The organism is Hymenobacter wooponensis (assembly GCF_004745865.1).
In the GTDB taxonomy this organism is placed as follows: Bacteria; Bacteroidota; Bacteroidia; order Cytophagales; family Hymenobacteraceae; genus Hymenobacter; species Hymenobacter wooponensis.
In genome coordinates, this window is record NZ_SRKZ01000002.1 from 404,291 (window position 1) to 427,644 (window position 23,354).

Sequence of the window (23,354 nt, forward strand, 5' to 3'; positions counted from 1 at the left end):
TATGCAACTGCTTTTACTGAAGCTTACTCAAATACTACGCGACGGGCACCAATTCCTTCGGCGCGAATGATATAAGTGCCCGCCCGGAGGTTCTCGCGGGGTAGTAGTAGCTCGGGTTGCTCCCAGCGCATGCGCCGCACCACACGGCCCGTAGCGTCTAGTAGCTCAACGGTGGCGGGTCGGAAGGCGGTGCTGGTAGGCCAAGTTAGGCGCACAGCAGTGGACGCGGGCACTGGGTACGCCTGCAAAAGCGCCGCATTGGCGCTGGCTTTGTTGACCGTAACGGTGCTGGGCTGACGCAACAAGGGGCGCAGGAAATCTCGCACGAAACGCACGGTGGTATCCATGTAGGCCACCTGGGCGGCAGTAGTGCCGGAGAATGGCACGTGCCCGGCTCCTTTAAAGGTGTAAAACGGATTTTGCACGCCTACGGCCAGGGCGCGCGTGTGCAGCGGCGCGCTACCATATACCTTTAGGGGCGGTAGCAAACTACCCACTTTGCCGCCCGCGTAGGGTAGAACAGCATCGTTGGTGCCGTGCATACTCACGAAGGGTACGTCGCCAGCCTCTATCCAGGCGGGGCTGCCCAGGGCGCCGCTGAGGTTGAGGGCTCCGCGTACTTTGCTAGAGTAGCCGGGGTTACCACTGTCGCCTTCTAGTCCGCCCAAAGCTGCTAGGCCTATGTAGGCGGGTACTTCGGCATCCTTATCGAGGTAAGCGGCTTCCAGCGCCGCAACGGCCCCCGCCGAAGAACCACCGACATAGATAAAGTCGGGGTGAATGCGGTAGGCTTTGGCAGTAGCGGCATCTTGGCGGAAGAAGCGCACGGCGGCTCGCATATCCTGCGCCGCTCGAATGGCGGCTCGCCCTAGGTTAATGGTATCGAAGGGCAAAAACACGATGCGGTAATCGATACTGGCCGTAACATACCCCATCTTGGCAAACCGGTTGCACAGCTCCGTGATGTCCTGATCAGTCCGATTACCGGAAACAAAGCCCCCACCGTGCGCGAATATCAATAGCGGCCGGCGCTTCACGGTGTCTCCTTCCGGCTGATACAAATCCAGGCTAAGCGAGGCCGTATTGCCCAGGTAGTTTACGGCGGCACCATAGGCTGTTGTCGTGCGCAACACGTTGCTGAAGATGGGCTTGTAATACCGGCCGCCGGTAGTATCAATTCGGGTTTGCGCCTGGGCTACCAGCGCCATAGACAGCCAGAGGATAAGCGAGAAGAAATGCTTCATATTTTCTAACCCTTGAGTAAAGAACAATCCTAAAATCGCGGCTGCAATATTTACAAATACCTATACATAGCATCTGCCGTGGAGGTTGTGTAGGTTTGTCTGCCACAAGCTTTTTACTTCTCTACCTATGGCAGCCACTGCGCCGCGCCCCCTTCGTTCTGGCGATAAAGTAGCCATCGTTTGTACTGCCCGAAAAGCCTCGCCCGAAGAGCTGGCCGCGGCCGTTACCACCCTGCAAAGCTGGGGCCTGGAGGTAGTACTGGGTGAGAGCACCACCACCGCCCACCATCAATTTGGCGGCTCCGATGAAGTACGTGCCCGCGACCTGCAACGCCAACTCGACGACCCCAGCATCCGAGCTATCCTGTCGGCCCGCGGGGGCTACGGCACCACGCGCATCATCGACAGCATTGACTTTTCCCGCTTTGCCCAGGACCCGAAATGGGTGGCCGGCTTCTCCGATATTACGGCCCTCAACAGCCATTTGCTGGCGCTAGGCCACCAAAGCATCCACGGCGTGATGCCCATGCTGTTCCATCAGGAGGCGGGCGAAGAATCATTGGAGAGCCTGCGGCGGGCGTTGTTCGGGGAGGCAGTGGCCTACACCGTTCCGGCGCACCCGCTCAACCGCTTCGGTACCGCCACGGGCGAGCTAACGGGCGGCAACCTGAGCCTGCTCCAAACCCTCACCGGCACCCGCTCCGACTGCCCCACCGCTGGTCGCATTCTTTTCCTGGAAGACATCGACGAGTACCTCTATGCCATTGATAGGATGCTGGTGCACCTCGACCGCACCGGCAAGCTCCAGCACCTGGCTGGCTTGCTCGTAGGCCACTTCTCCAACCCCCAGGACAACACCGTACCCTACGGCCAGACGCCCAACGAAATCATTGACCACTACGCCGGCAAGTATGGCTTCCCCGTCGCCCACGGTTTCCCCGTAGGCCACGAGCCCCAGAACATGGCCCTGATCTGCGGCCGCGAAGCCCGCCTCACCGTAGATGCGGCCGGCGCCCGCCTCACTTATTCCTAACCCTTATGTCTATCATCATTCGTCGCGTCTCAGCACCTGAGTTCTCGAAGTATAGAGAAGGTCTAATTGAGCTATTGCAGGATGCTGTTGACTCTGGTGCCTCTGTAGGTTTCCTGCCGCCGCTAACCACCAAGGAAGCGCAGGCATATTGGGATACCATAGAGGCTGCGTTGCCAGCAGGGCACACTATATTATTGGTTGCAGAAGAGGATAGCGAATTGTTGGGTACCGTTCAGCTTCACTTGGCTACGAAAAGTAATGGCCTGCACCGCGCTGAAGTAGCTAAACTACTCGTGAATAGTATGGTGTACCGGCAAGGGTTCGGCCGAAGACTTATGCAGGAAGTAGAACGTGAAGCTCGCTTCCACCAGCGCACCACTCTGGTTCTGGACACGCTACAAGGTGCCCCATCGGAACTTCTCTATCAAGAGCTCGGCTATACTGCAGTGGGTGCCATTCCTGCTTTTGCTCGCGTGCCCAGTGGGGAGCTAGAGGCTACGGTGGTGTATTATAAATTACTGGTCTAATCTAAGTTCTAGCTACGCACTCAAAAAGCCCCGGCAACTTTTGCTGCTGGGGCTTTTTATTTTTCTCTAGTTAGGTCTACTCGCCGTAAATAGTAGTAAGCACCGTCTGGCCTACGGCTTTGAGCGTCCGCTTGTCGATGATGCTCATGTTGTCCTGAGTGGTGTGGTGATAGGCGGGGAAGTATTCGTCGCCGACCGGCACGTGGTCGATGATATCGATGGTGCGCACTCCCGCCTGGTTGGTGTAAACGTGGTCATCGGTGATGCCGTAGCTATCGTTGAAGAGGAAGAAGTCAGAGAAGCCCAGCTGAGAGGCCGTGTTCCACACTTTATCCACCACGTCGCGGGCTTGCTGGCGGGAGAGTTCTTCGCGGCTGAACTTGGCGTCTTTGGCGCCAACCATGTCTAGTAAGATGCCATAGCTGGGCTTGTAGCCCACGGGTAGCATGTTCTTGGCCCAGTATTGTGAGCCCAAGCACCAGCTCGACTGACCGTTAGCTTCTTGCCGGGCTAGCAGGTTCTCCTTCTCACCTTGGGTGCTGCTGTCGTAGCCGTAATCTTCGGAGTCGAAGAGAATGAAGTCTACCCCTACGCCAGGGGCCAAGCTATCCTTCTGAGCGGCCAGTACACGGGCCATTTCCAGAGCAATGCCCACGCCGCTGGCCCCATCTGAGGCCCCATCAAGCGGAGCGTTCTTTTTGGTCTTGTCTTTGTCGGCGAAGGGGCGGGTATCCCAGTGCGTGAAAATGGCAATGCGCCGAGCGGCCTGAGGCTGATACTGGGCCACAATGTTACGGGAACGTAGCATCTTGCCATCAAAGGCCATAGCCGTGAAGGGCTGCTCCTTCACCGAGAGGCCTAGCGCCTTAAACTTCTGCACAATCCAGTCGCCGGCTTTTACGTGGGCTGTGCTGTTGGGCACGCGCGGCCCAAACGCGACTTGCTTAGCTGTGAAGGCGTAGGCCGAATCGGGGTTGAAGGCGGGTGCTTTGGGCGTGCTGGGCTGCTCCGTGGTGGCAGGGGTTTCGGTGGTGCTTTTCTTCTCCGGGCAAGCGGTAAGCAGCAGCAACGAGGCCAGAGCGGCGGGAGCAAGACGAGTAAGATTCATGAGGGAGAAGCAAGTAAGGTGCGAAGCTCCAGCTTCGCTCTCGTGGCTGACGTTGAACGGTGCTCGTTGCGCCGGCGCATTGCTGCTCGTTCAACGAGGCCCAAAGCTGGAGCTTCGGGCTACAAGGTAGTTGATGTGCGGAAGGACACTTGCGTGCTCTCTACTCCTCGCTATATGCCCAGTCGATGCCGGCTTTGGTGTCCTTTACTACAATGCCTTGCTCCTTGAGCGCGGCCCGAATCTGGTCGACCTTGTCGTAGGCTTTCGTGACTTTGGCTTCGTGGTAGAATTCCAGCGTCAGACGCAGCAGGTCCTCGGCTTTCGCGCGTGGCTCATCTACCAGGCCTAGAATATCTACTACCAGCGCCTGGTAAGCCTCAGTGGCTTCCTGCAGCGCAGCAGCGCTTACTGTAGCCAGTGTGGCTAGGTTAGCGAAAAAGCCGTTGAGCTTGCGCAGCAGATTAAAGAGGCTGGCAATAGCCTTAGCCGTGTTTAAGTCATCGTTCAAACCCGCGAAGCAGTCGGCTACCAGCTTACGCAGTTCCGTGTCGCCCTTGGTTGTATCGGGGGCCTGGCCTTCAGTGAGGGGCTCTACGGTGCGGCTCTTGATTACTTCCGGGGAGAGGCTGGCTTCGTTGAGCTTGTCGAGCAGGCGCAGGCCATTCATCAGCTTGCGGTAGCCCTTGCGGGCCGCCTGCAAGCCTTCGTCAGTAATATCAACGGTGCTGCGGTAGTGGGCCTGGAGCAGGAAGAACCGCGCCGTCATGGGTGAGTAGGCCTGAGCCAGGGTGATATTGGTGCCCTCAAACAGCTGACTGATGGTGATGAAGTTGCCCAGCGATTTGCTCATCTTCTGGCCATTCACCGTAATCATGTTGTTGTGCATCCACACCCGGGCCTCGTTGGTGGGGTGGTTGCAGGCCTGGCTCTGGGCAATTTCGCACTCATGGTGCGGGAACATCAGGTCTAGGCCACCACCGTGAATGTCAAACTCGTCGCCGAGGTATTTGCGGCTCATAGCCGAGCACTCTAGGTGCCAGCCGGGGAAACCGTCGCTCCAGGGAGAGGGCCAGCGCATAATGTGGCGTTCATCAGCCCGTTTCCAAAGGGCAAAATCCAGGGGGCTGCGCTTTTCCTCCTGGCCGGCAAGGTTGTCGCGGGAGCCGGCCAGCAGCTCTTCCACCACGCGGTTGGAGAGCTTGCCGTAGCCCCGGCCGGCGGCGTTATAAGCGGGCACATCAAAGTACACCGAGCCATTAGCCTCGTAGGCAAACCCGTTCTGAATGATTTCTTCAATCATCTGAATCTGCTCAATGATGTGGCCGCTGGCGCGGGGGGTAATATCGGGCGGTAAGCAGCCCAGCGCTTCCACGTGGTTTTGGTAGAGGTTGGTATAGCTTTCTGCCACCTGCATGGGCTCTACCTTACGGGCCCGGGCAATCTTCCCAATTTTATCTTCTCCTTCATCGGCGTCGCCCTCCAGGTGGCCTACGTCGGTGATGTTGCGCACATAGCGCACCGTGTAGCCCAAGAAGCGCAGATACCGCGTCAGCACATCAAACACCACTGGTCCACGGGCATTGCCAATGTGGGCCTCATTGTACACCGTAGGCCCGCACAAATACACCCCTACAAAGGGTGCGTTGAGGGGTTCAAACGGGGCTTTCTGACGGGTGAGGGTATTGTAAAGCGAAAGTGGGTGCTGCATAGGAGACAAAAGTATCACGGATTAAGACGGCTTCAGCGTATTGCGCAGATTTTGTAACCGAATCTCGCTAGGCCAGTCGTTAAGCCGTCTACAACATTTTTCAGCCCGAAATGGCTGCAAAACCACCCAAATTTTCTGTAACTAAGTACAAAAGGTTCATCAAGCGGCACAAAAACCTAATTGCGCAGTCTATAAAGTTCCTTTGCTAGTACAAGAGTACGAGTACCCAGCACAAAACTCCTCATGTTATATCTAACGGAGTGCTGCAATGGAGACAATAGTATCACCTCCTTTAAACTGGCTTACTTAATCTCTGGCTTTCCCAACCGGTAGATAGCGGTGGTGGGGAAGTGGTCAGAGTAGGGAATCTCATAGTTTACCCAGAAATCATCGACCGTAAACTCAGGGCTGGCAAACTGATTATCAATGCGCACAAAAGGCAGTTTGCCATTGTAGGTGCTGCCCACGCCGTTGCCCACAGTAGCCCAGGCATTCTGAAAACGGTCGGCTAACTGATCGTAGCTGTAGCTGTAGGGCAAGTCGTTGAGGTCGGCGCAGAGCAGCATAGGATACCGGCAGCGCTCAACTCGGTTAATCAACGTATCGATCTGAATATTACGAGCCACCATTCCGCGCTTGAAGCGGCGCATGAGGCCTAGGCCCTTCCGCCGGAGTCCGGCTTTGCTAGAGTAGCTATCCACAATATCCTGCTCATCCATGCTCATGCTCTGGAGGTGGAAGTTGTACACCCGAATCGTGTCAGCAGACGGTAGTCGCAGGTCCACCCACATGGCGTGGTTCTGGGTCAGCTTCCCGAACTTAATCGTGCCCCGATTGACGATCGGGAAGCGCGAGAAAATCGCCATGCCAAACTCTGCACCGGCACTATTAGTGAGTGTTTTGGATAAGAAGCATTCCCGGCCCGCATCCCGGCCAATTTTATCAACTGTCCGAAACAAGCTCCCATCCTGCCAACGGTGGCCAGCAGGCTCGTTGTAGAACTCCTGTAGGCAGAGCACGTCGGCGGGGTTTTCGGCCAGAAACTTTACCATCTGCCGCGAGGAGTTGCTCTGAGCATCCCGCAATTGCGGGTACACATTAAATATGCGCACATTCGAGGACTGCACCCGCACCACCTGGCCTGGCTTCTCGGCGGCAGTGGCAATGCGCAAAGGGTGCAGCGCCAGCCCCCGCTGAAAATGCGGCCACGTGAGAAAGGCCACTACTAACGGCAGCGCGGCTACCCGCCAATCGCGCAGCAGCCAGTAGAAGGCCAGCATCAGGTTGAGCACCAACGCAACGGGCAGGGTGAGAGCCACGAAAGATGCGGGCCAGAAGGTGTAAGCCGGAATCTGCACGCAGGCAATGGCGGCCAGCAACCACCCGATTACCAGTAGAGTGCACTTAAAAGCAAATGAACGACGCACTGACAAGTTAATTCCGTGGAAATAGGCCTAGAGGCAAAGGTAAAAGTTCCGAGCTACGAAGCCGGCCCCTACGCAGGTTAGCCTAGTTTGGTTGTATCTTTCACTCCCTTATTAGACAACTGTGCTGATGGTGCTTTCTACACTGCGTTTTTATTTAGTTACATTACTCTTGAGCCTGCCCGCGTTACCCGCAATTAGTGGCTCGGCTCCCCGAAGCAAGGTGGCTGCGCCTTTGCCCCGCAGCCTTGAATTTGTGGAAAACAAAGGCCAGTGGGATGCGCAAGCTCGCTTCATGGCCGAGTTGCCGTCTGGGCGGCTGTTCCTCACTGCCACAGGCTTCACCTACGCTTTCGCCGACCCCGCCGCCCTGCGCGCCTACCACGACCATAAGGCTACTTCTGCTACGGCCAAAGGCCAGGTGCGCACCCATGCCTACCGCGTAAACTTCGAAGGCGGCAACTCCCGCGCCCTCCTTCAGGGAGAAGAAGCCACCTCAGAAGTGCGCAACTATTTCCTCGGCAAGGACCCCAGCAAGTGGGCTAGCCAGGTAGGTAGCTTTCGGCAAGCACGATACAAGGAAGTATACCCAGGCATTGACGTGCGCTTATACGAAAACGCAGCCCAAACCCTAGAGTACGACTTCACTGTGCGCGCCGGGGCCAAACCCGAAGCCATCCGCCTCCGCTACCAGGGCGCCGAAACCGTGCGCCTGACGCCGGAAGGTGGCCTACAAATTCATACCTCAGTGGGCGACGTACTGGAGCAGGCTCCTAAAGCCTGGCAAACGAGCCCCAGTGGGGAGCAAGAGCCGGTAGAATGTGCCTTTCAGCTTCAGAACAACGTGCTTTCCTTCCGTCTAGGCCAGTATGACCGAAAGCGGCCCCTCGTCATCGACCCAACAGTCGTTTTTTCGTCATTCACTGGCTCCACGGCTGACAACTGGGGGTTCACCGCCACATACGATGCCCAGGGCAACATGTACTCGGGTGGCATCGCCTTCGGGGTTGGGTTTCCAACCTCTACCGGTGCCGCACAAACTACTTATGCGGGCGCCGCCGACATTGCCATTCTGAAGTACAACACAACTGTTAAAGGGTCGGCTGCCCGACTCTACGCTACATACTTAGGCGGCAACGAAGTAGATGTTCCGCATAGTCTGGTAGTCAACAGCCGTAATGAGTTGGTAATTCTGGGCACTACCAGCTCACGCAACTACCCCGTTACGGCGCAGGCTCTTTCCCGCACCTACAATGGAGGTCAGTATGCTGACCCTCTGTTTGAAGGCAACAACGCGCCCATGGGCTATGCCAACGGCTCTGACTTAGTTATCACTACGCTCAGCGCCAATGGTGGCTCTTTGGTTTCCTCCACCTACCTAGGTGGCAGCGGCAACGACGGGCTTAACATGTCTGAAGCTCTACTGAATAACTACGGCGACCAGTTTCGTGGTGACATCATTACGGATGCAGATAACAATGTTTATATCGCCTCCACCACCTTCAGTACCAACTTCCCCACTCGCAATGGGTTTGGTGCATCGGCTCCGACTGGCGCAAATGCGGTAGTGTGTAAGCTTACGTCAAACCTGGCCACGCTACTGTGGAGCAGCTACCTGGGTGGCTCCGGCGCAGAGGCAGCCTATTCTATTCAGCTGGGCGCGGGCCGCTCCATTGTAGTAGCCGGCGGTACTACTAGCCGCAACTTCCCAGTGACCGATGGCAGCCTGATTACTACGGCTCCTTCCGGTGTTAATGGCTTCGTGGTGCGCATTGCTCCGGCAGGTAACGTTATCAGCCAATCTACCTATATCGGGACCTCGGGCGATGACCAGGCCTACTTTGCCCAGCTTGATGCGGATGATAATGTGTACTTGCTTGGCCAGAGCTCCGGCAGCTACCCCGTTACTGCTGGTCGCTACGTGCGGGCCAACAGCCACCAATTCATTCATAAGCTCGACCCTACGCTGAGCCAAACCGCTTACTCCACCGTATTTGGCACGGGCCGTGCGGCCTACGACCTCTCTCCCACCGCGTTTCTGGTCGATGACTGCGAAAGAATCTACGTGTGCGGCTGGGGCGGCCGCACAAATGCCGGCTACGGCTTCGGGAGCTCTTCCACAGCAGGCCTACCCGTTACCAGCGGTGCCGTGCAAACCTCCACCGACGGTTCTGACTTTTACCTGGCCCAATTCACGCCAGGCATGGCTAACCTGGAGTACGCTACCTTCTTTGGAGAAAATGGGGGCTCCGGCGAGCACGTAGATGGTGGCACTTCCCGTTTCGATAAGCGCGGTATGGTGTACCAAGCTGTATGCGGCGGCTGTGGTGGCACGCAGGGTTTCCCCATCCCGTCTACCGCTTCCTATTTTAATACGCGCAACGGCAACCGGAATTGTAACAACGCCGCTTTCAAGATGGACTTCGGAATGGTGGTGGCCGACCCTGGCGTGGCTCGCTACGTATGCGCCAGCGGTGCCCCCATTGCCTTGGGTGGCACCCCAGCCGGTGGCACCTGGACTGGCCCTGGCGTATCAGGCAATGCTACCACTGGTTACCGCTTTACTCCCACGGCGGCCTTAGTTGGCCGCAATATTCTCACGTATTCTATAGCCACCACTGGCATTTGCGTTAGCAAGCGTCCATTACGCATCACGGTAGTTCCCGATGTAACGATAAGCATCAATGCGGTACCTTCAGTATGCGTTAATGGCAACAATCTCACTCTCCAAGCTGCTCTCACAGGGGGCACCTGGAGTGGCCCAGGTATAACAGGCGGTGCGAATTTGTTCGACCCCAAGAAAGCAGGTGCTGGTACGCATACTATTACTTACACAATGCCTGATACGCTGGGTTGCGGCGTAGCCACTCGGCAAGTAGTGGTAAAACCTTTACCACAAGTCAGTGCTGGCCCCGCTTTGACCATGTGTTCGTACGAAACTCAGGCGATACAGCTGCTCGGAGCTAGCCCGGCTGGCGGCACTTGGAGCGGCCCGGGAGTCACACCAAGCGGCTTATTTACTCCGCCCGATACCAAACTACGAGGTGCCATCCTCACCCTGACCTATACCTATGTGCTGGATGGCTGCCCAAACTCAGCAACGCGTCAGGTGGTGCTCGCTCCCTCCCCTTCCAACAATTTCCCGCTTAATGTCCCCGCTTGCTCCACCGCTCCGCAGTACACTGGCCTAGCACCTTTTACTTGCCAATTTGAGCCAGTGCTAGCCGGTGGCACCTACGAGTGGGACTTTGGCGACGGCTCGCCCAAATCTTCGGAAGCCTCTCCCAGTCACGTTTTCGAACACGCCGGTACGTATAATGTGAAGCTAGTGGCCCGCTACTCCAACTGCACCGTCGAGACGGGCTTCGTGCCCGTAGTCGTAGGCGACGTGTTCGTGCCGAACATCATCACGCCCGGCAACGACGACAAGAACGATAAGTTTATGCCTCGTTTCAGCTGCCAGCCGGCTAGCTTGCGCGTATTCTCCCGCTGGGGTAACAAGGTATACGAAACGGAAGACTACCGCAACGACTGGCGCGGCGACAACCTTCCCGACGGAATGTACTATTACCACCTACGCGATACGGAGGGCCGTTCCGCGAAAGGGTGGGTGCAGGTAAAGCGCTAGGCCACTCCCTCAGCAGGTTGCTGGCGGCCTAGGCTTGCATACGGCGAGTTTTTATCCTATCTTTGCACCAGCAAACTACAAACACGACAGAGGGGACGGATAGTCCCCTCTTTCTTTTGCCACCCCATTCATGAAACTCGACCAAGCCCATCTCTCTGAACTGCTCCGGGACAGCCTGCCAACCGACGAAAGTCTGTTTGTAGTTTCCCTGACCGTATCTGATGCCATTCGGCCCAAAGTGACCGTGACACTCGACGGAGAGCAGGGCGTAGGCATTGATGAGTGCGCTCAAGTAAGCCGCCGCTTAGCTCGCCGCATCGACGAGCATTATGGCGAGGACGCAAGCTATACCCTGGAAGTGACCTCGCCTGGTGCCGACCAGCCCCTGCGCGACCCACGCCAGTATACCCGCCACGTAGGCCGCAGCTTGGCGCTTAAGCTCACCGATGGCACCGAGAAAACCGGTACCCTAGAAGCCGTAGAGGCTGAGGGCATTCAGCTGGCAGAAGTAGTGAAAGAGAAAACCAAGAAGAAAACCCTGCCCGCCGCTCTGGTGCCTTTCCAGGATATTCAGGAGGCCCGGGTAGTGATTTCATTTAAATAATAAGCTGGCGGTTGCCCGATAATCGGCCTCTAGGCCTGTTGCGCACAACCCACCAACTGCCATCTAGTTAACCAACAACTAAATCAGTATGAACAGCAACGTCCTGATTGAATCGTTTGCCGATTTCGCTCGGTCCAAGAACATTGACCGCCCCACGATGATGAGCATCCTGGAGGAAGTGTTCCGCACAATGATTCGTAAGAAGTACGACGACGACTCCAACTTCGACGTTATTCTCAACGTGGACAAGGGTGACCTGGAAATCTACCGCAACCGCGAAATTGTAGATGACAACTCCGAGGACATCTGGGATCTGGACAAGATTCCGCTGGCTGAAGCCCAAAAGATTGAGCCTGACTACGAAGTAGGCGAATCAGTGGCTGAGGAAATTAAGCTGGAAGATTTCGGCCGCCGCGCCGTGCTCATGGCCCGCCAAACGCTGATTCAGCGCGTAAAAGATCTAGAGCGCGACAACCTCTACCAGGCCTACAAAGACCAGGTAGGAGAGATTGTTGTAGGTGAGGTGTACCAGGTATGGAGCCGCGAAGCGCTTATTCTGGATAAGGATGAGAACGAGCTTGTACTGCCCAAAGGCGAGCAAATACCGAAGGACCGCTACCGCAAGGGTGATACCGTACGGGCTGTGGTTCATCGCGTAGAAGTAATCAACGGCACCCCCAAAATCATTATCTCCCGGGCAGCACCTGCTTTCCTGGAGCGTTTGATGGAGCAAGAAGTGCCTGAAATCTATGATGGCCTCATCACCATCAAGAATATCGTGCGCGAGCCCGGCGAGCGGGCCAAAGTAGCCGTAGAAAGCTACGACGACCGTATTGACCCAGTAGGTGCTTGCGTGGGCATGAAAGGCTCCCGCATTCACGCGGTGGTGCGTGAGCTCGAGAACGAGAACATCGACATCATCAACTACACCAACAACCTGGAGCTATATATTCAGCGGGCACTTTCGCCAGCTAAAATTGGCTCCATGAAAATAAACGAACAAACTGGTCGGGTTTCGGTGTTCTTAAAGCCAGACCAGGTTTCACTGGCTATCGGCCGCGGCGGCGCCAACATCAAGCTGGCCTCGCGGTTGGTGGGTATGGAAATCGACGTATTCCGTGAAGCAGAAGACTTCGAGGAGGATATCGCTCTCGACGAATTCACGGATGAAATTGAAGGCTGGGTGATTGAAGAGCTCAAGAAAATTGGGCTTGACACTGGCCGTGCCGTGCTGGCCGTAAATAAAGAAGACCTCGTACGTCGGACTGAACTGGAGGAAGAAACGGTAGAAGAGCTCTTCCGTGTTATCCGCCAGGAGTTCGAAGAACAAGAGGAAGACGAGCAGGCAGAAACCCAAAATTCCGGCGACGCGCAATGAGTGCGCGGCGGCCGGTACGGCAAGGACGTTAAATCATAGCCGGGTGGCTGGATTTAACGTCGCCCGGCAAGATTTAATATAGTACCTTTGCAACTGAATACGAGTATCGTTCGCGAGCATAGAATGGCGGAAGCAGCAACCAAACGGCTGAATCAGGCGGCCAAAGACCTGAACGTTGGCTTATCTACAATTGTAGATTTCCTAGCGGGAAAAGGGCACATCATCGAAAATAAACCCACGACTAAGCTGACGGGGGAACAGGTTTCCCTGTTGAACAAAGCTTTTGAGTCGTCGGCACAGGACAAGATGGAAGCTGCGAAGCTCAGCCAGGCCAAGCGCCAGACGGAGCAAGAAGCAGTTGCCCAGGCGCGCCCAGCTGAACCCGTAGCAGCCCCCAAGGCTGCACCGGCACCTCAGCCCGCTGCCCCAGCTCCTGCTCCTAAGCCCGTTGAGGCCCCCGCTCCGGTAGCGGCGGCACCTGCAGCGCCAGCACCGGCTGCTCCCGCTGAGGAGCCCAACCGTGTGCCCGGCCTGAAAGTGCTTGGTCGCATCGAGCTGGACGCCAAGGGTCGCCCGGTACCGCCGAAGCCTGCTGCTCCGGCACCGGCTCCCGCTGCTTCTCAGCCTCAAGCCCCCGCTCCTAAAGTGGAGGCCCCCAAGCCTGTTGCCCCAGCAGCTCCCGTGGTGGAAGCCCCTAAGCCAGCCCCTACCCCTGTAGTGGCTCCAGCGCCAGCTCCTGCTCCTGTAGCAGAAGCGCCTAAGGCAGCGCCGGCTCCACAGCCTGCCGCTCCAGCTCCAGCCCCCAAACCAGCTGAGACTCCTGCTCCCGTAGCAGCGGCTCCTGCTCAACCTGTCACGCCTCCAGCGGCTCCGGCTCCTGCAGCCCCCGCTCCGGCGCCCACAGCATCTACCCCTCCTGCTGATGCCCCGGCAGCTCCTTCGGAAGAAGCACCTGCTGGTACCATCGTTGCGAAGGCTGATCAGCTGAAAGGTCTGACGGTATTGGGTAAAATTGAACTTCCCTTAGATTCATCGCGGCGCGGTGGCGGCGGTGGGCGTGGAGCTCGCCCCGTTGCTTCTTCCGACGTTCGGAAGAGTGGCATTGGCGCCGACAAGAAGAAGCGCCAGCGCATTCCGATGAATGGCCCTGGTGCATCTAACCAGCAAGGTGGCCAAGGTGGTGGTCAGAATAATGCTCCGGCAGCTCCCCGTGTTACGGGTACTGGCCCAGCAGCTAACCGCCAGAACAATGGCCCCGGTGGCAACCGCCCCGGAGGTGGCAATCAAGGCGGCAACCGCCCTGGTGGCAACCAAGGCGGTAATCGCCCCACTACGGCAGCACCTGCTACTACCCCTGAGCAGACTGAAAAGCAAATTCAGGAGCAAATCAAGGCTACGCTGGCCAAGCTCAGCGGTGGCCGTGGTGGCAACCAAAACAACCGCGCTAAATACCGCCGCGACAAGCGGGCTGGTGTTGCGGAAGACCGCGAAGCACAACGCGCTCAGAACGAGCTCGACGCTAAGACTCTAAAAGTAACCGAGTTCATCTCGGCCAATGACTTAGCCTCACTGATGAACGTGTCGGTGAACGAGGTAATTAAGGTCTGCCTGAATATGGGCATGTTCGTCTCGATTAACCAGCGCCTTGACGCCGAAGCCATCACGGTTATTGCCGATGAGTTTGGCTACGACGTAGAGTTCCTGAGTGCTGAAGAAGATGAAGCTGAGGTTACAATTGTAGATGCTGAAGAGGATCTGCAGCCTCGCGCGCCTGTTGTTACCATCATGGGTCACGTTGACCACGGCAAAACATCGTTGCTCGACTACATCCGTAGCGCGACGGTAGCTAAAGGCGAAGCTGGTGGTATTACCCAGCACATCGGTGCTTACGACGTGATGACCAAATCGGGCAAGCGCGTAACATTCCTTGATACGCCTGGTCACGAAGCCTTTACCGCCATGCGTGCCCGTGGTGCTAAAGTGACGGACATCGCCATCATTGTGGTAGCTGCCGACGACTCGGTGATGCCACAGACAAAGGAAGCCATCAACCACGCACAAGCAGCCGGTGTTCCGATTGTAATTGCCCTCAACAAAATCGATAAGCCAGGTGCTAACCCCGACAAAGTCCGTGAGGAACTGTCGGTGATTAACATCTTGGTGGAAGAATGGGGTGGTAAGTATCAGAGCCAGGAAGTTTCAGCCAAGACTGGCCTAGGTATCGACGACCTGCTGGAGAAAGTTCTGCTGGAAGCCGAAATCCTGGATCTGAAAGCTAATCCTGATCGTAACGCCGTTGGTAGTGTTATCGAAGCCTCCTTGGATAAAGGTCGTGGCTACGTAACCACTATTCTAGTGCAGACTGGTACCATGAAAGTGGGTGATATTGTTCTGGCAGGACCGCACTTTGGTCGTGTGAAAGCTATGACCGACCACCGTGGCAAGAAGATGAAGCTCGCTGGTCCGGCTACCCCGGTACAGGTGCTTGGCTTGACTGGTGCTCCGCAGGCTGGTGACAAGATCCAGGTAATGGAAACCGAGCGTGAGGCTCGTGAACTGGCTACGCAGCGTCAGCAGCTGGCCCGTGAGCAGAGCATGCGCACCAAGAAGCACATCACCCTCGACGAGATTGGTCGCCGTCTGGCAATTGGTTCGTTCAAGGAGCTTAACGTGATTGTGAAAGGTGACGTGGACGGCTCGGTAGAAGCACTGGCCGACTCACTGCTGAAGCTGAGCACGCCGGAAGTGGCCGTAAACATCCTCAACAAGGGTGTGGGTGCCATCTCCGAATCGGATGTACTGCTGGCTTCGGCTTCCGACGCTATCATCATTGGCTTCCAGGTTCGTCCCTCGCAAAGCGCCCGTAAGCTGGCCGAGCAGGAGCAGATTGATATCCGCCTCTACTCGATTATCTACAACGCCATCAACGAGGTGAAGGATGCTATGGAAGGCATGCTGGCCCCAACGGTGCAGGAAGTAGTGGTAGCCAACGCCGAAGTGCGTCAGGTATTCAACATCACCAAAGTGGGCACCATTGCCGGCTGTATGGTGACGGAAGGTACCTTCACCCGCAAGACCCGCGTGCGGGTGGTGCGCGACGGTATCGTGGTGTACTCGGGCGAAATTCAAGACCTCAAGCGTTACAAAGACGATGTGTCGGAAGTACGTCAGGGTTACGAGTGCGGTATTTCGGTGAAAGGCTTCAACGATCTGCGTGAAGGCGACAACATCGAAGGCTTCGAAGAAAAAGAAGTGAAGCGGACGCTATAATCAGCAATGCTGCTATAAAAGAGAAGCCCTGGCCTACTAAGGCCGGGGCTTTTTCGTTATGGCATACCTGCTCTCTTTCCTGTAGCCTGAATCAAAGTCCTATTTATTCAGTAAATAAGCCTTGAATTCCCTACAGCCCTCTTTACCCCGTTACAATGAAGACGCTTACCGCCACTCTTTTAGCTTTTCCTTTACTATTGGCGGGTACGCACGCAATGGCGCAAGTGAAGCCGACGACCAAACGTACTAGTGCCGGAAACAAACCCACTCAGACAACTGCACCAAGGCCAGCACCCGCTCGCAGTTCTACTACTCCACCCGTTTCCACCTCGCCGGAACCTCTCCCTAAGCAAGACACGGGAGCCCTTTTTCAGAAAGGTACTACCATGATGAATGCCGGCTTAGGCTTGGGCACTGGCTATAGCTTCGGCAGTGGCCTAGAGTCGACGCCAGCCATGAGTGTTTCTGCGGAGAAGGGAATGGTAGAGGGCCTTGGGCCGGGAGTTATTGGGGTAGGTGGCATGATAGGCTACAAAGGATACTCCTATCAGTATCCCAACACTGATGGTAAGTCGCGGTGGAACACGCTGATGCTATTGGCCCGAGGCACTTACCACTACGATTTGTTTCATCACTCTGCCATTGACACCTATTTAGGGGTAAGCGTTGGAATGCGCTTGGAGATGCACAACGAGAAGTACGATGGCGCGCAACTGCACGACCCCGACAATCCGTACGGCGGCGCACACTTGGAAACTGGGGTCTTTGCCGGAGCCCGTTACTTCCTCACCAAGAACATTGGCGCGTTTGGAGAACTCGGCTACGATATGACTTACCTAAAGCTTGGCCTGACGGGGCGCTTTTAATAGCCTAGGCCAGTATATAACAATGCCCCGGTGCGACTTCACACCGGGGCATTGTTATATACTGGCCTAGGCCGAGGTTTACACTAGAAGAACAAAAACTTCTTGTGTTTCTTGTGGCTTAGTGGTTTGCCTTTAGGGTTTACGTAACCGGCAGCGCGAGTCTGACCACGCTTCTGCCGGGCAGTACCAATGCGGTTGTCTTTGAACTTACGAACAGTGAAGCCGCCAGAGCCTTTTTCATATTGACGGCTCGGACCAGCTGCGCGCCCAAAGCTAGTGTTACTGGTGCCACCAGAGCGAGCCTCCAAAATTTCCATTTGCTGGTCGCGCTTGGCATCATCGGGGTTCATGCTCATGCGCTGTTGCATGCGCGCAATATCCGTTGCGGAAGCTTTACGCTTCTTTTTTGCGCCTCCTTCGTCAGCAGGACGCCCCCCTAATTCAGGAAGGACGGAACGCGACGCCGACTGTGCTTGTGCAGGAGCAGCAGCTAGCAAACCAGCAACGGCCACCAATGTGGCAACAAACAACTTTTTCATGCAGAACAGAGATGATACAACCCGAAAACAGGTACCTAGTACGGCGCAAACAAGAACTCGGCCAACTGGTTGTAGCGCGGCAACGGGCCTGTCTCTAAGTTAGTTCAAATTTTCCTAGAACTTATACATCAGCCCAATTCCTAGAGCTTCCTTAAACTGGATCCGTCGGCCCCGGTCATCAGGAATGCCATCCTCGTTCCGATCAATGGGCACCAGGATATCATCATCATACACCAAGTTGGTGGTGATATTGGCACTAATCAGCTTGTTCACTTTGAAGTTGATGGCGTTTTCCCAGTTGACATCCACGTTCTGCGGGTTGTGGAAGTAATTGCTGAACAACTCCAGGCGCGTTTGATACACAATGTTCTGGCCTAGGCCTCGTCGGTAGCGCGCGTTGAGGTAGGCGCCTAACTCTTCCCGAAACCGCTCGCCAGTACCCCGCACTCGTACGCCGGCCGTATCCAGCCTCGCTCCTTGCACCCCAAAGGCGCCTGCATCAGCCAACCCACGGTCGGCAACGATGGTGAACTTGCCAGTAGCTGGTGACAGGAACAAGGAGAAGTCCTCGCTCGGCTTGTACTCAATGCCCAAGGACGCCAGCACATACGCCGGTGCAAAGAACCGTGAGAGCAAGGAATCAAGCTTCTCCAAAGATTTGGTAGGTGTAAGCTGCGTCTTCAGGTTCATTTGGGCCGTGTAGGAGAGCTTCTCCGTAAACTGTCGGCCGTAGCGGGCATTCAACTCCAGTCGGTCGTCGTTCTTGCGCATGCGCGCTTTGCCAGGCTTGAGCAGGCCATATACCAAGTCGCCCGACATATCGAACGTGTGCTGAGGCCCTCGGTAGTGCAAATACACATTGGCTAGGCCTAGCAATGACAGGGAGCTTTGCCCCCCAGCGGCCCAGTTGCTCATGCTCACCTGACTGAAGTTAAGGGTACCAGTTCCACCCTTCCGCCATCCTCGGGTGGTATCTACCTCAACGGAAATCTTGTACGCTGGTAGCGGTACCGGCACCCGATATGGAACGCTAGTCTGTGCTCTGGCCTGCTGCGCTACCCCTACTATACCTAGCAGTACTACTGCCAAACGCTGGAAAACTCGCCAGACGGAACTCATCTTCTCACTTTAAACTCAAAAAAACGCCGACCTCCTCTCTCAGCGAGGAAGGTCGGCGGGCAAAGGTACGAAAGAGGCCTAGAGCTACGGCCGGCTACGCAAGGCGTCGCGAATTTCTGTTAGCAGCAGCTGGTCTTTCGTAGTTACTGGCTCTACTGGAACTACTTCTTGAGGCTTCTTGAAGCGGTTGGCTAGCTTTACTAACCAGAAAATGGCAAAAGCCATCAGCAGGAAAGTGATGATGGCATTTAAAAACAGGCCGTAGTTGATTGTGGCAGCATTAGCCTTTTTAGCTTCCTCCAAGGTTTCAAAATGCCGGTTATCGAGCGACAGAAACCAGTTAGTAAAATCGTGGCCGCCGGTAAGTAACCCAAGAATGGGCATCAGAATGTCGTCGGTCAGGGACGTAACAATTTTCCCAAACGCTCCCCCGATTATTACACCAACTGCCAGATCCAGTACGTTGCCTTTAGAGATGAATTCTTTGAATTCGGAAACAAAGCCCATAAGAGTGCATAGTTTAAGAAGGACAAAACAAACTGGGTAAATATATACACATTGCGATACTAACTGACGAGCATAGGTCGGGTTTATTTACCTATCGCACTGTCATTGAGCAACAAAAGAGGCCATCTTTACTTGTTACGTGGCCTAGACTACCGCTCTGCAGGGTGCTAGGCCACGCAAATGGCTAGAAATGCACAGGATCAGGTTAGCTCCTATCTTTGCCCGCATCACTGATACTTTTGGTTTACTATGGCTTCTTTCGATAATCTGCTGTATGAGCTGAATGCCACCACGGGCATTTTGCGTCTCACCATCAACCGCCCCACCAAGCTGAACGCGCTCAGTGTAGCTACCATCCAAGAAATCCACCGGGCTATGCAGCAAGCCCTCGACGACACGGCGGTGCGGGGGATTATCCTGACGGGTAGTGGGGAGAAGTCATTTGTAGCTGGCGCCGACATTGCGGAGCTCACGGCTCAAGATGAAATCACGGCGCGCCGGGTAGCTGAGAGCGGGCAGGAAACGTTCTGCATGATTGAGGAAAGCACTAAACCTGTTATTGCTGCTGTAAACGGCTTTGCGCTGGGCGGTGGATGCGAGCTGGCCATGGCCTGCCACATTCGGGTAGCTTCAGAAAATGCCCGTTTCGGTCAGCCAGAGGTAAACCTAGGCCTCATTCCGGGCTATGGTGGCACCCAGCGCCTGACTCAGCTTATTGGCAAAGGCAAAGCCCTGGAGCTCATGCTCACCACCGATATGCTGAAAGCCGATGAGGCGCTGCGCCTAGGCCTAGTAAACCACGTGGTACCGCAGGCCGAGCTGCTGGCATTTACTGAGCAGTTGCTTAGCCGCATTCTTACCAAGGCCCCCTTGGCCCTGGGCATGGTGATTGAGTGCGTTAATGCCTATTACGATAAAGACCGCCACGGTTATCAGACGGAAGCCAATGCCTTTGCCCGGTGTTTTGGTACTGCTGATTTCCGTGAGGGCAGCAGTGCCTTCCTGGAAAAGCGCCCCGCTCAGTTCACGGGCAATTAAATACATGGTCGGTTAGTTGTACCGCACCCTCAGCAGGACCTGATCAGGTTGGCACGGCAAGCCGTGGCAGCTTGATCAGGTCCTTGGTTTGCCTAGGCCAGTAAAGCGCTGGCTTATAGATTACTCTCTTCTTTTACTTCTCTCTGCATGAGTATTGCCAAGCGCCTGGCCTCGCAAACGGCCGTGTATGGCATCAGTAGTATTGTGGGGCGGGTGCTTTCGTACCTGCTGGTTCCGGTGTACACCGGGCGGTTCGCGGCGGCGCAGTACGGCATCGTAACGGGCCTGTACGCGTACGTCTCCTTCCTGAACGTGGTGTTCACCTACGGAATGGAAACCACCTATTTCCGCTTCGCCAACCGCCCCGGCACCGACCGCCGCCAGCTCTACGACCAAGTTATGAGTATGCTACTGGTTTCTACGGTGCTGCTCACGGCGTTGCTTATGTGGCAGGCCCCGGTGTTGCTGCGGCTGCTAAACCTGCCGCCCAGTAGTGAACGGTATGCCCTCTGGATAGCCCTGATCTTGGGCATGGATGCTTTGGCGGCCATTCCGTTTGCGCGCCTGCGCCTCGAAAACAAAGCGCGCAAGTTTGCGGGCATCCGGCTGGCCAATATCCTGCTCTACGTGGCTCTGAACCTGTTCTTCATTGTGTTCTGCCCCGATGTATTGGCCGGTAAGTACTTAACTAGCCTACAGCCGTTAGTAGCACGCGTGTACGACCCCAGCATGGGCGTGGGCTACGTATTCCTTTCTAACCTGATTGCCAGCTTCCTGACGCTGGTGCTGCTGGGCCGGGAGCTGACCGATTTTCGCTTCCGCATCTCTTTGGAGCCCTTGCGTCCGTTGTTGAAGTACGCCTACCCCATCATGCTAATGGGCCTAGCTGGCATGGTGAATGAAACCCTCGACCGTATTCTGCTGCCCAAGTGGCTGCCGGATAACTTTTACCCGGGCCAAAGCAGCCTCACAGCCGTTGGTATTTATGGTGCCTGTTACAAGCTCAGCATCTTTATGCAGCTCGTAACGCAGGCCTTCCGCTATGCCGCCGAACCTTTCTTCTTCGCTCAAAGCGCCGATAAAAACTCTCCTCGCACCTTTGCTATGGTGCTCAAGTGGTTTACGCTGTGCTGCGCCATCATCTTTGTGGTGGTGAGTGTAAATGTGGAAGACTTCGGGCGAATGTTTCTGCACCGCGCCGAGTACTTGGAAGGCCTAGTGGTAGTGCCAGTGTTGTTGCTGGCCAACCTGTTCCTGGGCGTGTACTGGAACCTCTCGGTGTGGTTTAAACTGACCGACAAGACCTACTACGGCACCTACATTGGCTTTGGGGGCGCTGTGCTTACCATTGCACTCAACTTCCTGCTAATTCCGGTACTGGGCTACATGGGCTCGGCACTTGCTACACTGGCCTGCTACTTTACGATGGCGGCCGTGTGCTGGTGGCTTGGTAACCATCACTTCCCCGTCCCCTATCCCGTGGTACGTTTGCTCACCTGGATAGGCCTAGCCGCCGGGGTAGTGGCCGTAGCGTGGTATGTGCCGGTGAGCGAGTATTGGACGCGGCATGCTTTTCACGTTCTACTTACGCTAGGATTCATAGCGCTATTAGTGCTTGTTGAGCGCCCTCACCGCTTGCGTACGGCCTAGATTATCGGCAGTTAGCGCGGCTGCTTGTCAGAAAATTTCAAGAATTCCCTTACATTTTTACACAGAGCGTGCCCTGCCAAGGCGCTAGGCCTATCTTTGCCCCGTTGCCGCTAGCTGTTCCCTTATGCAAATTCCTGTTATTAATACCTCGCATCACCCCTTGCCGGAGTACCAAACGGCCCACGCCGCTGGTATGGATGTACGAGCCAACCTCACGGCGCCGATTACGTTGAAGCCCCTGCAACGGGCCCTCGTTCCGACGGGCTTATTCCTGGAAATTCCGGTGGGCTACGAGATGCAGGTGCGGCCCCGTAGCGGACTGGCCTACAAGCACGGTATTGGGCTCGTGAATAGCCCCGGCACCATTGACGCCGACTACCGCGGTGAGCTGAAAGTGCTGCTCGTTAACCTCTCTGACCAAGAGTTTGTGGTGCAAGACGGCGAGCGAATTGCCCAGCTCGTAGTGGCTCGCCACGAAACAGTGCAGTGGCAGGCGGTAGAAACGCTGACCGAAACGGCGCGCGGAGCGGGCGGCTATGGCAGCACCGGCGTCCACTAGCCCAGCATCACAAAGCCTTGCCTAGGCCTCTTCTCCTGATAATATCCCCGGCAGCCAACAGGCTGTCATTCCTTTCGTACTACCAGATTACACATCTCCCTAATTCACCTACTCCCTATGAAAATCATCGTCCCGATGGCAGGTATGGGCAAGCGTATGCGCCCGCACACTCTTACCGTTCCTAAGCCGCTCATTCCTATTGCCGGCAAGCCCATTGTGCAACGCTTGGTAGAAGACATTGCCAAAGTTTGCGGGGAGCAAGTAGAGGAGGTGGCCTTTATCATCGGGCGCTTTGGCGCCGAGGTAGAGAAAAGCCTCATTAAAATTGCTGAATCAGTAGGCGCTAAAGGCACCATTCACTACCAGGATGAGCCCCTCGGTACGGCCCACGCTATTCTCTGCGCTCAGTCGGCCCTTAGCGGCCCGGTAGTGGTGGCTTTTGCCGACACCTTGTTTAAAGCAGACTTTACCCTCGACACCTCCGTGCCCGGTACCATTTGGGTGCAGCGCGTTGACGACCCTAAGCCCTTCGGTGTAGTGAAGCTCAACGAAGAAGGCCAGATTACCGACTTCGTGGAGAAGCCCCAGGAGTTTGTTTCTGACCTAGCCATCATCGGCATCTACTACTTCCAGGATGGCGAGTATCTGCGCCAAGAGCTCCAGTACCTGCTCGACAATAACATCCTCGACAAAGGCGAGTACCAGCTCACCAATGCCCTGGAAAACATGAAGAACAAGGGTACTAAATTCGTACCTGGTCGCGTTACGGAATGGCTGGACTGCGGCAATAAGGATGCAACGGTGTTCACCAACCAGCGCTACCTGGAGTATCTGCAGGAGCGGGGCGAGAACCTGGTAGCCGAATCCGCTACCGTAACAAACTCCGTACTCATTCCACCGGTTTATATCGGTGAAGGTGCCATTATCACAGATTCAGTAGTAGGGCCGCACGTATCGCTGGGCAACCAGAGCAACGTCCGCAGCTCAGTGGTGTCCAATAGCATTGTGCAGCAATCGGCTTCCGTGCTTCACGCCAACGTTACGAACTCCATGATTGGCAACTTTGCCACTGTAGCCAGCACTCCCAACGATTTGAGCCTGGGAGATTACAACACACTGCGCGTGTGATATTTTAGCGCCTCCTGACGTTGC

At 55.8% G+C, this 23,354-nt stretch carries 18 protein-coding genes; 11 read left to right on the forward strand and 7 right to left on the reverse strand.

What is annotated here, in order from left to right; all coding sequences use genetic code 11:
* Positions 1–23: 23 nt before the first annotated feature.
* A complete protein-coding gene (locus EU557_RS07940) occupies positions 24–1,244 on the reverse strand; it encodes an alpha/beta hydrolase fold domain-containing protein (RefSeq protein ID WP_135529863.1) in 1,221 nt (406 codons plus the stop codon).
* 127 nt (positions 1,245–1,371) lie between these two features.
* On the opposite strand from EU557_RS07940, the gene EU557_RS07945 reads away from it, so the two are divergent.
* Together EU557_RS07945 and EU557_RS07950 are read left to right on the forward strand one after the other, a co-directional pair.
* The gene (locus tag EU557_RS07945) at positions 1,372–2,277 is read left to right on the forward strand and encodes a S66 peptidase family protein (protein ID WP_135529864.1); all 906 of its coding nucleotides are present in this window, start codon (positions 1,372–1,374) and stop codon (positions 2,275–2,277) included.
* 5 nt (positions 2,278–2,282) lie between these two features.
* Positions 2,283–2,804, forward strand: a complete 522-nt coding sequence (locus tag EU557_RS07950) for a GNAT family N-acetyltransferase (protein ID WP_135529865.1) — start codon at positions 2,283–2,285, stop codon at positions 2,802–2,804.
* 76 nt (positions 2,805–2,880) lie between these two features.
* Here the strand turns inward: EU557_RS07950 and EU557_RS07955 are convergent, their stop codons facing one another.
* The 3 genes from EU557_RS07955 to EU557_RS07965 form a co-directional block, all read right to left on the reverse strand.
* Complete coding sequence (locus EU557_RS07955; protein ID WP_135529866.1) at positions 2,881–3,912, reverse strand: M28 family peptidase; 1,032 nt, start codon at positions 3,910–3,912, stop codon at positions 2,881–2,883.
* Positions 3,913–4,072: 160 nt separating this feature from the next.
* On the reverse strand, positions 4,073–5,620 hold the full coding sequence (gene cysS, locus EU557_RS07960; protein WP_135529867.1) for a cysteine--tRNA ligase: 1,548 nt from the start codon (positions 5,618–5,620) through the stop codon (positions 4,073–4,075).
* A 302-nt stretch (positions 5,621–5,922) separates the two neighbouring features.
* Positions 5,923–7,047 (reverse strand): endonuclease/exonuclease/phosphatase family protein, encoded by a 1,125-nt coding sequence (locus EU557_RS07965; protein ID WP_135529868.1) that lies wholly within the window; start codon positions 7,045–7,047, stop codon positions 5,923–5,925.
* 169 nt (positions 7,048–7,216) lie between these two features.
* Here EU557_RS07965 and EU557_RS07970 point away from each other — a divergent pair, with 169 nt between their 5' ends.
* From EU557_RS07970 to EU557_RS07990, 5 genes are all read left to right on the forward strand, one after another.
* The gene (locus EU557_RS07970) at positions 7,217–10,672 is read left to right on the forward strand and encodes a DUF7948 domain-containing protein (RefSeq protein WP_167855125.1); all 3,456 of its coding nucleotides are present in this window, start codon (positions 7,217–7,219) and stop codon (positions 10,670–10,672) included.
* A 130-nt stretch (positions 10,673–10,802) separates the two neighbouring features.
* The gene (locus tag EU557_RS07975; protein ID WP_210116007.1) at positions 10,803–11,276 is read left to right on the forward strand and encodes a ribosome maturation factor RimP; all 474 of its coding nucleotides are present in this window, start codon (positions 10,803–10,805) and stop codon (positions 11,274–11,276) included.
* Positions 11,277–11,364: 88 nt separating this feature from the next.
* Positions 11,365–12,654: a transcription termination factor NusA gene (nusA, locus tag EU557_RS07980; RefSeq protein ID WP_135529870.1), complete on the forward strand. Its 1,290-nt coding sequence runs from the start codon at positions 11,365–11,367 to the stop codon at positions 12,652–12,654.
* A gap of 123 nt (positions 12,655–12,777) precedes the next feature.
* Positions 12,778–15,924 (forward strand): translation initiation factor IF-2, encoded by a 3,147-nt coding sequence (gene infB, locus EU557_RS07985; RefSeq protein ID WP_135529871.1) that lies wholly within the window; start codon positions 12,778–12,780, stop codon positions 15,922–15,924.
* Positions 15,925–16,079: 155 nt separating this feature from the next.
* Positions 16,080–16,790, forward strand: a complete 711-nt coding sequence (locus EU557_RS07990) for a superantigen-like protein SSL4 (RefSeq protein WP_135529872.1) — start codon at positions 16,080–16,082, stop codon at positions 16,788–16,790.
* Between the two features lie 83 nt (positions 16,791–16,873).
* Here EU557_RS07990 and EU557_RS07995 read toward each other — a convergent pair whose 3' ends face one another.
* The 3 genes from EU557_RS07995 to mscL form a co-directional block, all read right to left on the reverse strand.
* Positions 16,874–17,329 carry a hypothetical protein gene (locus tag EU557_RS07995; RefSeq protein ID WP_135529873.1) on the reverse strand — a complete coding sequence of 152 codons (456 nt, stop codon included), beginning with the start codon at positions 17,327–17,329 and terminating at the stop codon, positions 16,874–16,876.
* Between the two features lie 114 nt (positions 17,330–17,443).
* Entirely contained in the window at positions 17,444–18,448 is a 1,005-nt protein-coding gene (locus EU557_RS08000; protein WP_135529874.1) for a DUF3078 domain-containing protein, read from the reverse strand.
* Between the two features lie 84 nt (positions 18,449–18,532).
* Positions 18,533–18,955 (reverse strand): large conductance mechanosensitive channel protein MscL, encoded by a 423-nt coding sequence (gene mscL, locus EU557_RS08005; protein ID WP_135529875.1) that lies wholly within the window; start codon positions 18,953–18,955, stop codon positions 18,533–18,535.
* 249 nt (positions 18,956–19,204) lie between these two features.
* On the opposite strand from mscL, the gene EU557_RS08010 reads away from it, so the two are divergent.
* The 4 genes from EU557_RS08010 to EU557_RS08025 all read left to right on the forward strand — a co-directional run bounded on the left by EU557_RS08010 (position 19,205) and on the right by EU557_RS08025 (position 23,330).
* On the forward strand, positions 19,205–19,993 hold the full coding sequence (locus EU557_RS08010) for an enoyl-CoA hydratase/isomerase family protein (RefSeq protein WP_135529876.1): 789 nt from the start codon (positions 19,205–19,207) through the stop codon (positions 19,991–19,993).
* Positions 19,994–20,140: 147 nt separating this feature from the next.
* Positions 20,141–21,643, forward strand: a complete 1,503-nt coding sequence (locus EU557_RS08015) for an oligosaccharide flippase family protein (RefSeq protein ID WP_135529877.1) — start codon at positions 20,141–20,143, stop codon at positions 21,641–21,643.
* Positions 21,644–21,767: 124 nt separating this feature from the next.
* On the forward strand, positions 21,768–22,202 hold the full coding sequence (gene dut, locus EU557_RS08020) for a dUTP diphosphatase (protein ID WP_135529878.1): 435 nt from the start codon (positions 21,768–21,770) through the stop codon (positions 22,200–22,202).
* 117 nt (positions 22,203–22,319) lie between these two features.
* The gene (locus EU557_RS08025) at positions 22,320–23,330 is read left to right on the forward strand and encodes a sugar nucleotidyltransferase (RefSeq protein WP_135529879.1); all 1,011 of its coding nucleotides are present in this window, start codon (positions 22,320–22,322) and stop codon (positions 23,328–23,330) included.
* Positions 23,331–23,354: the final 24 nt, after the last annotated feature.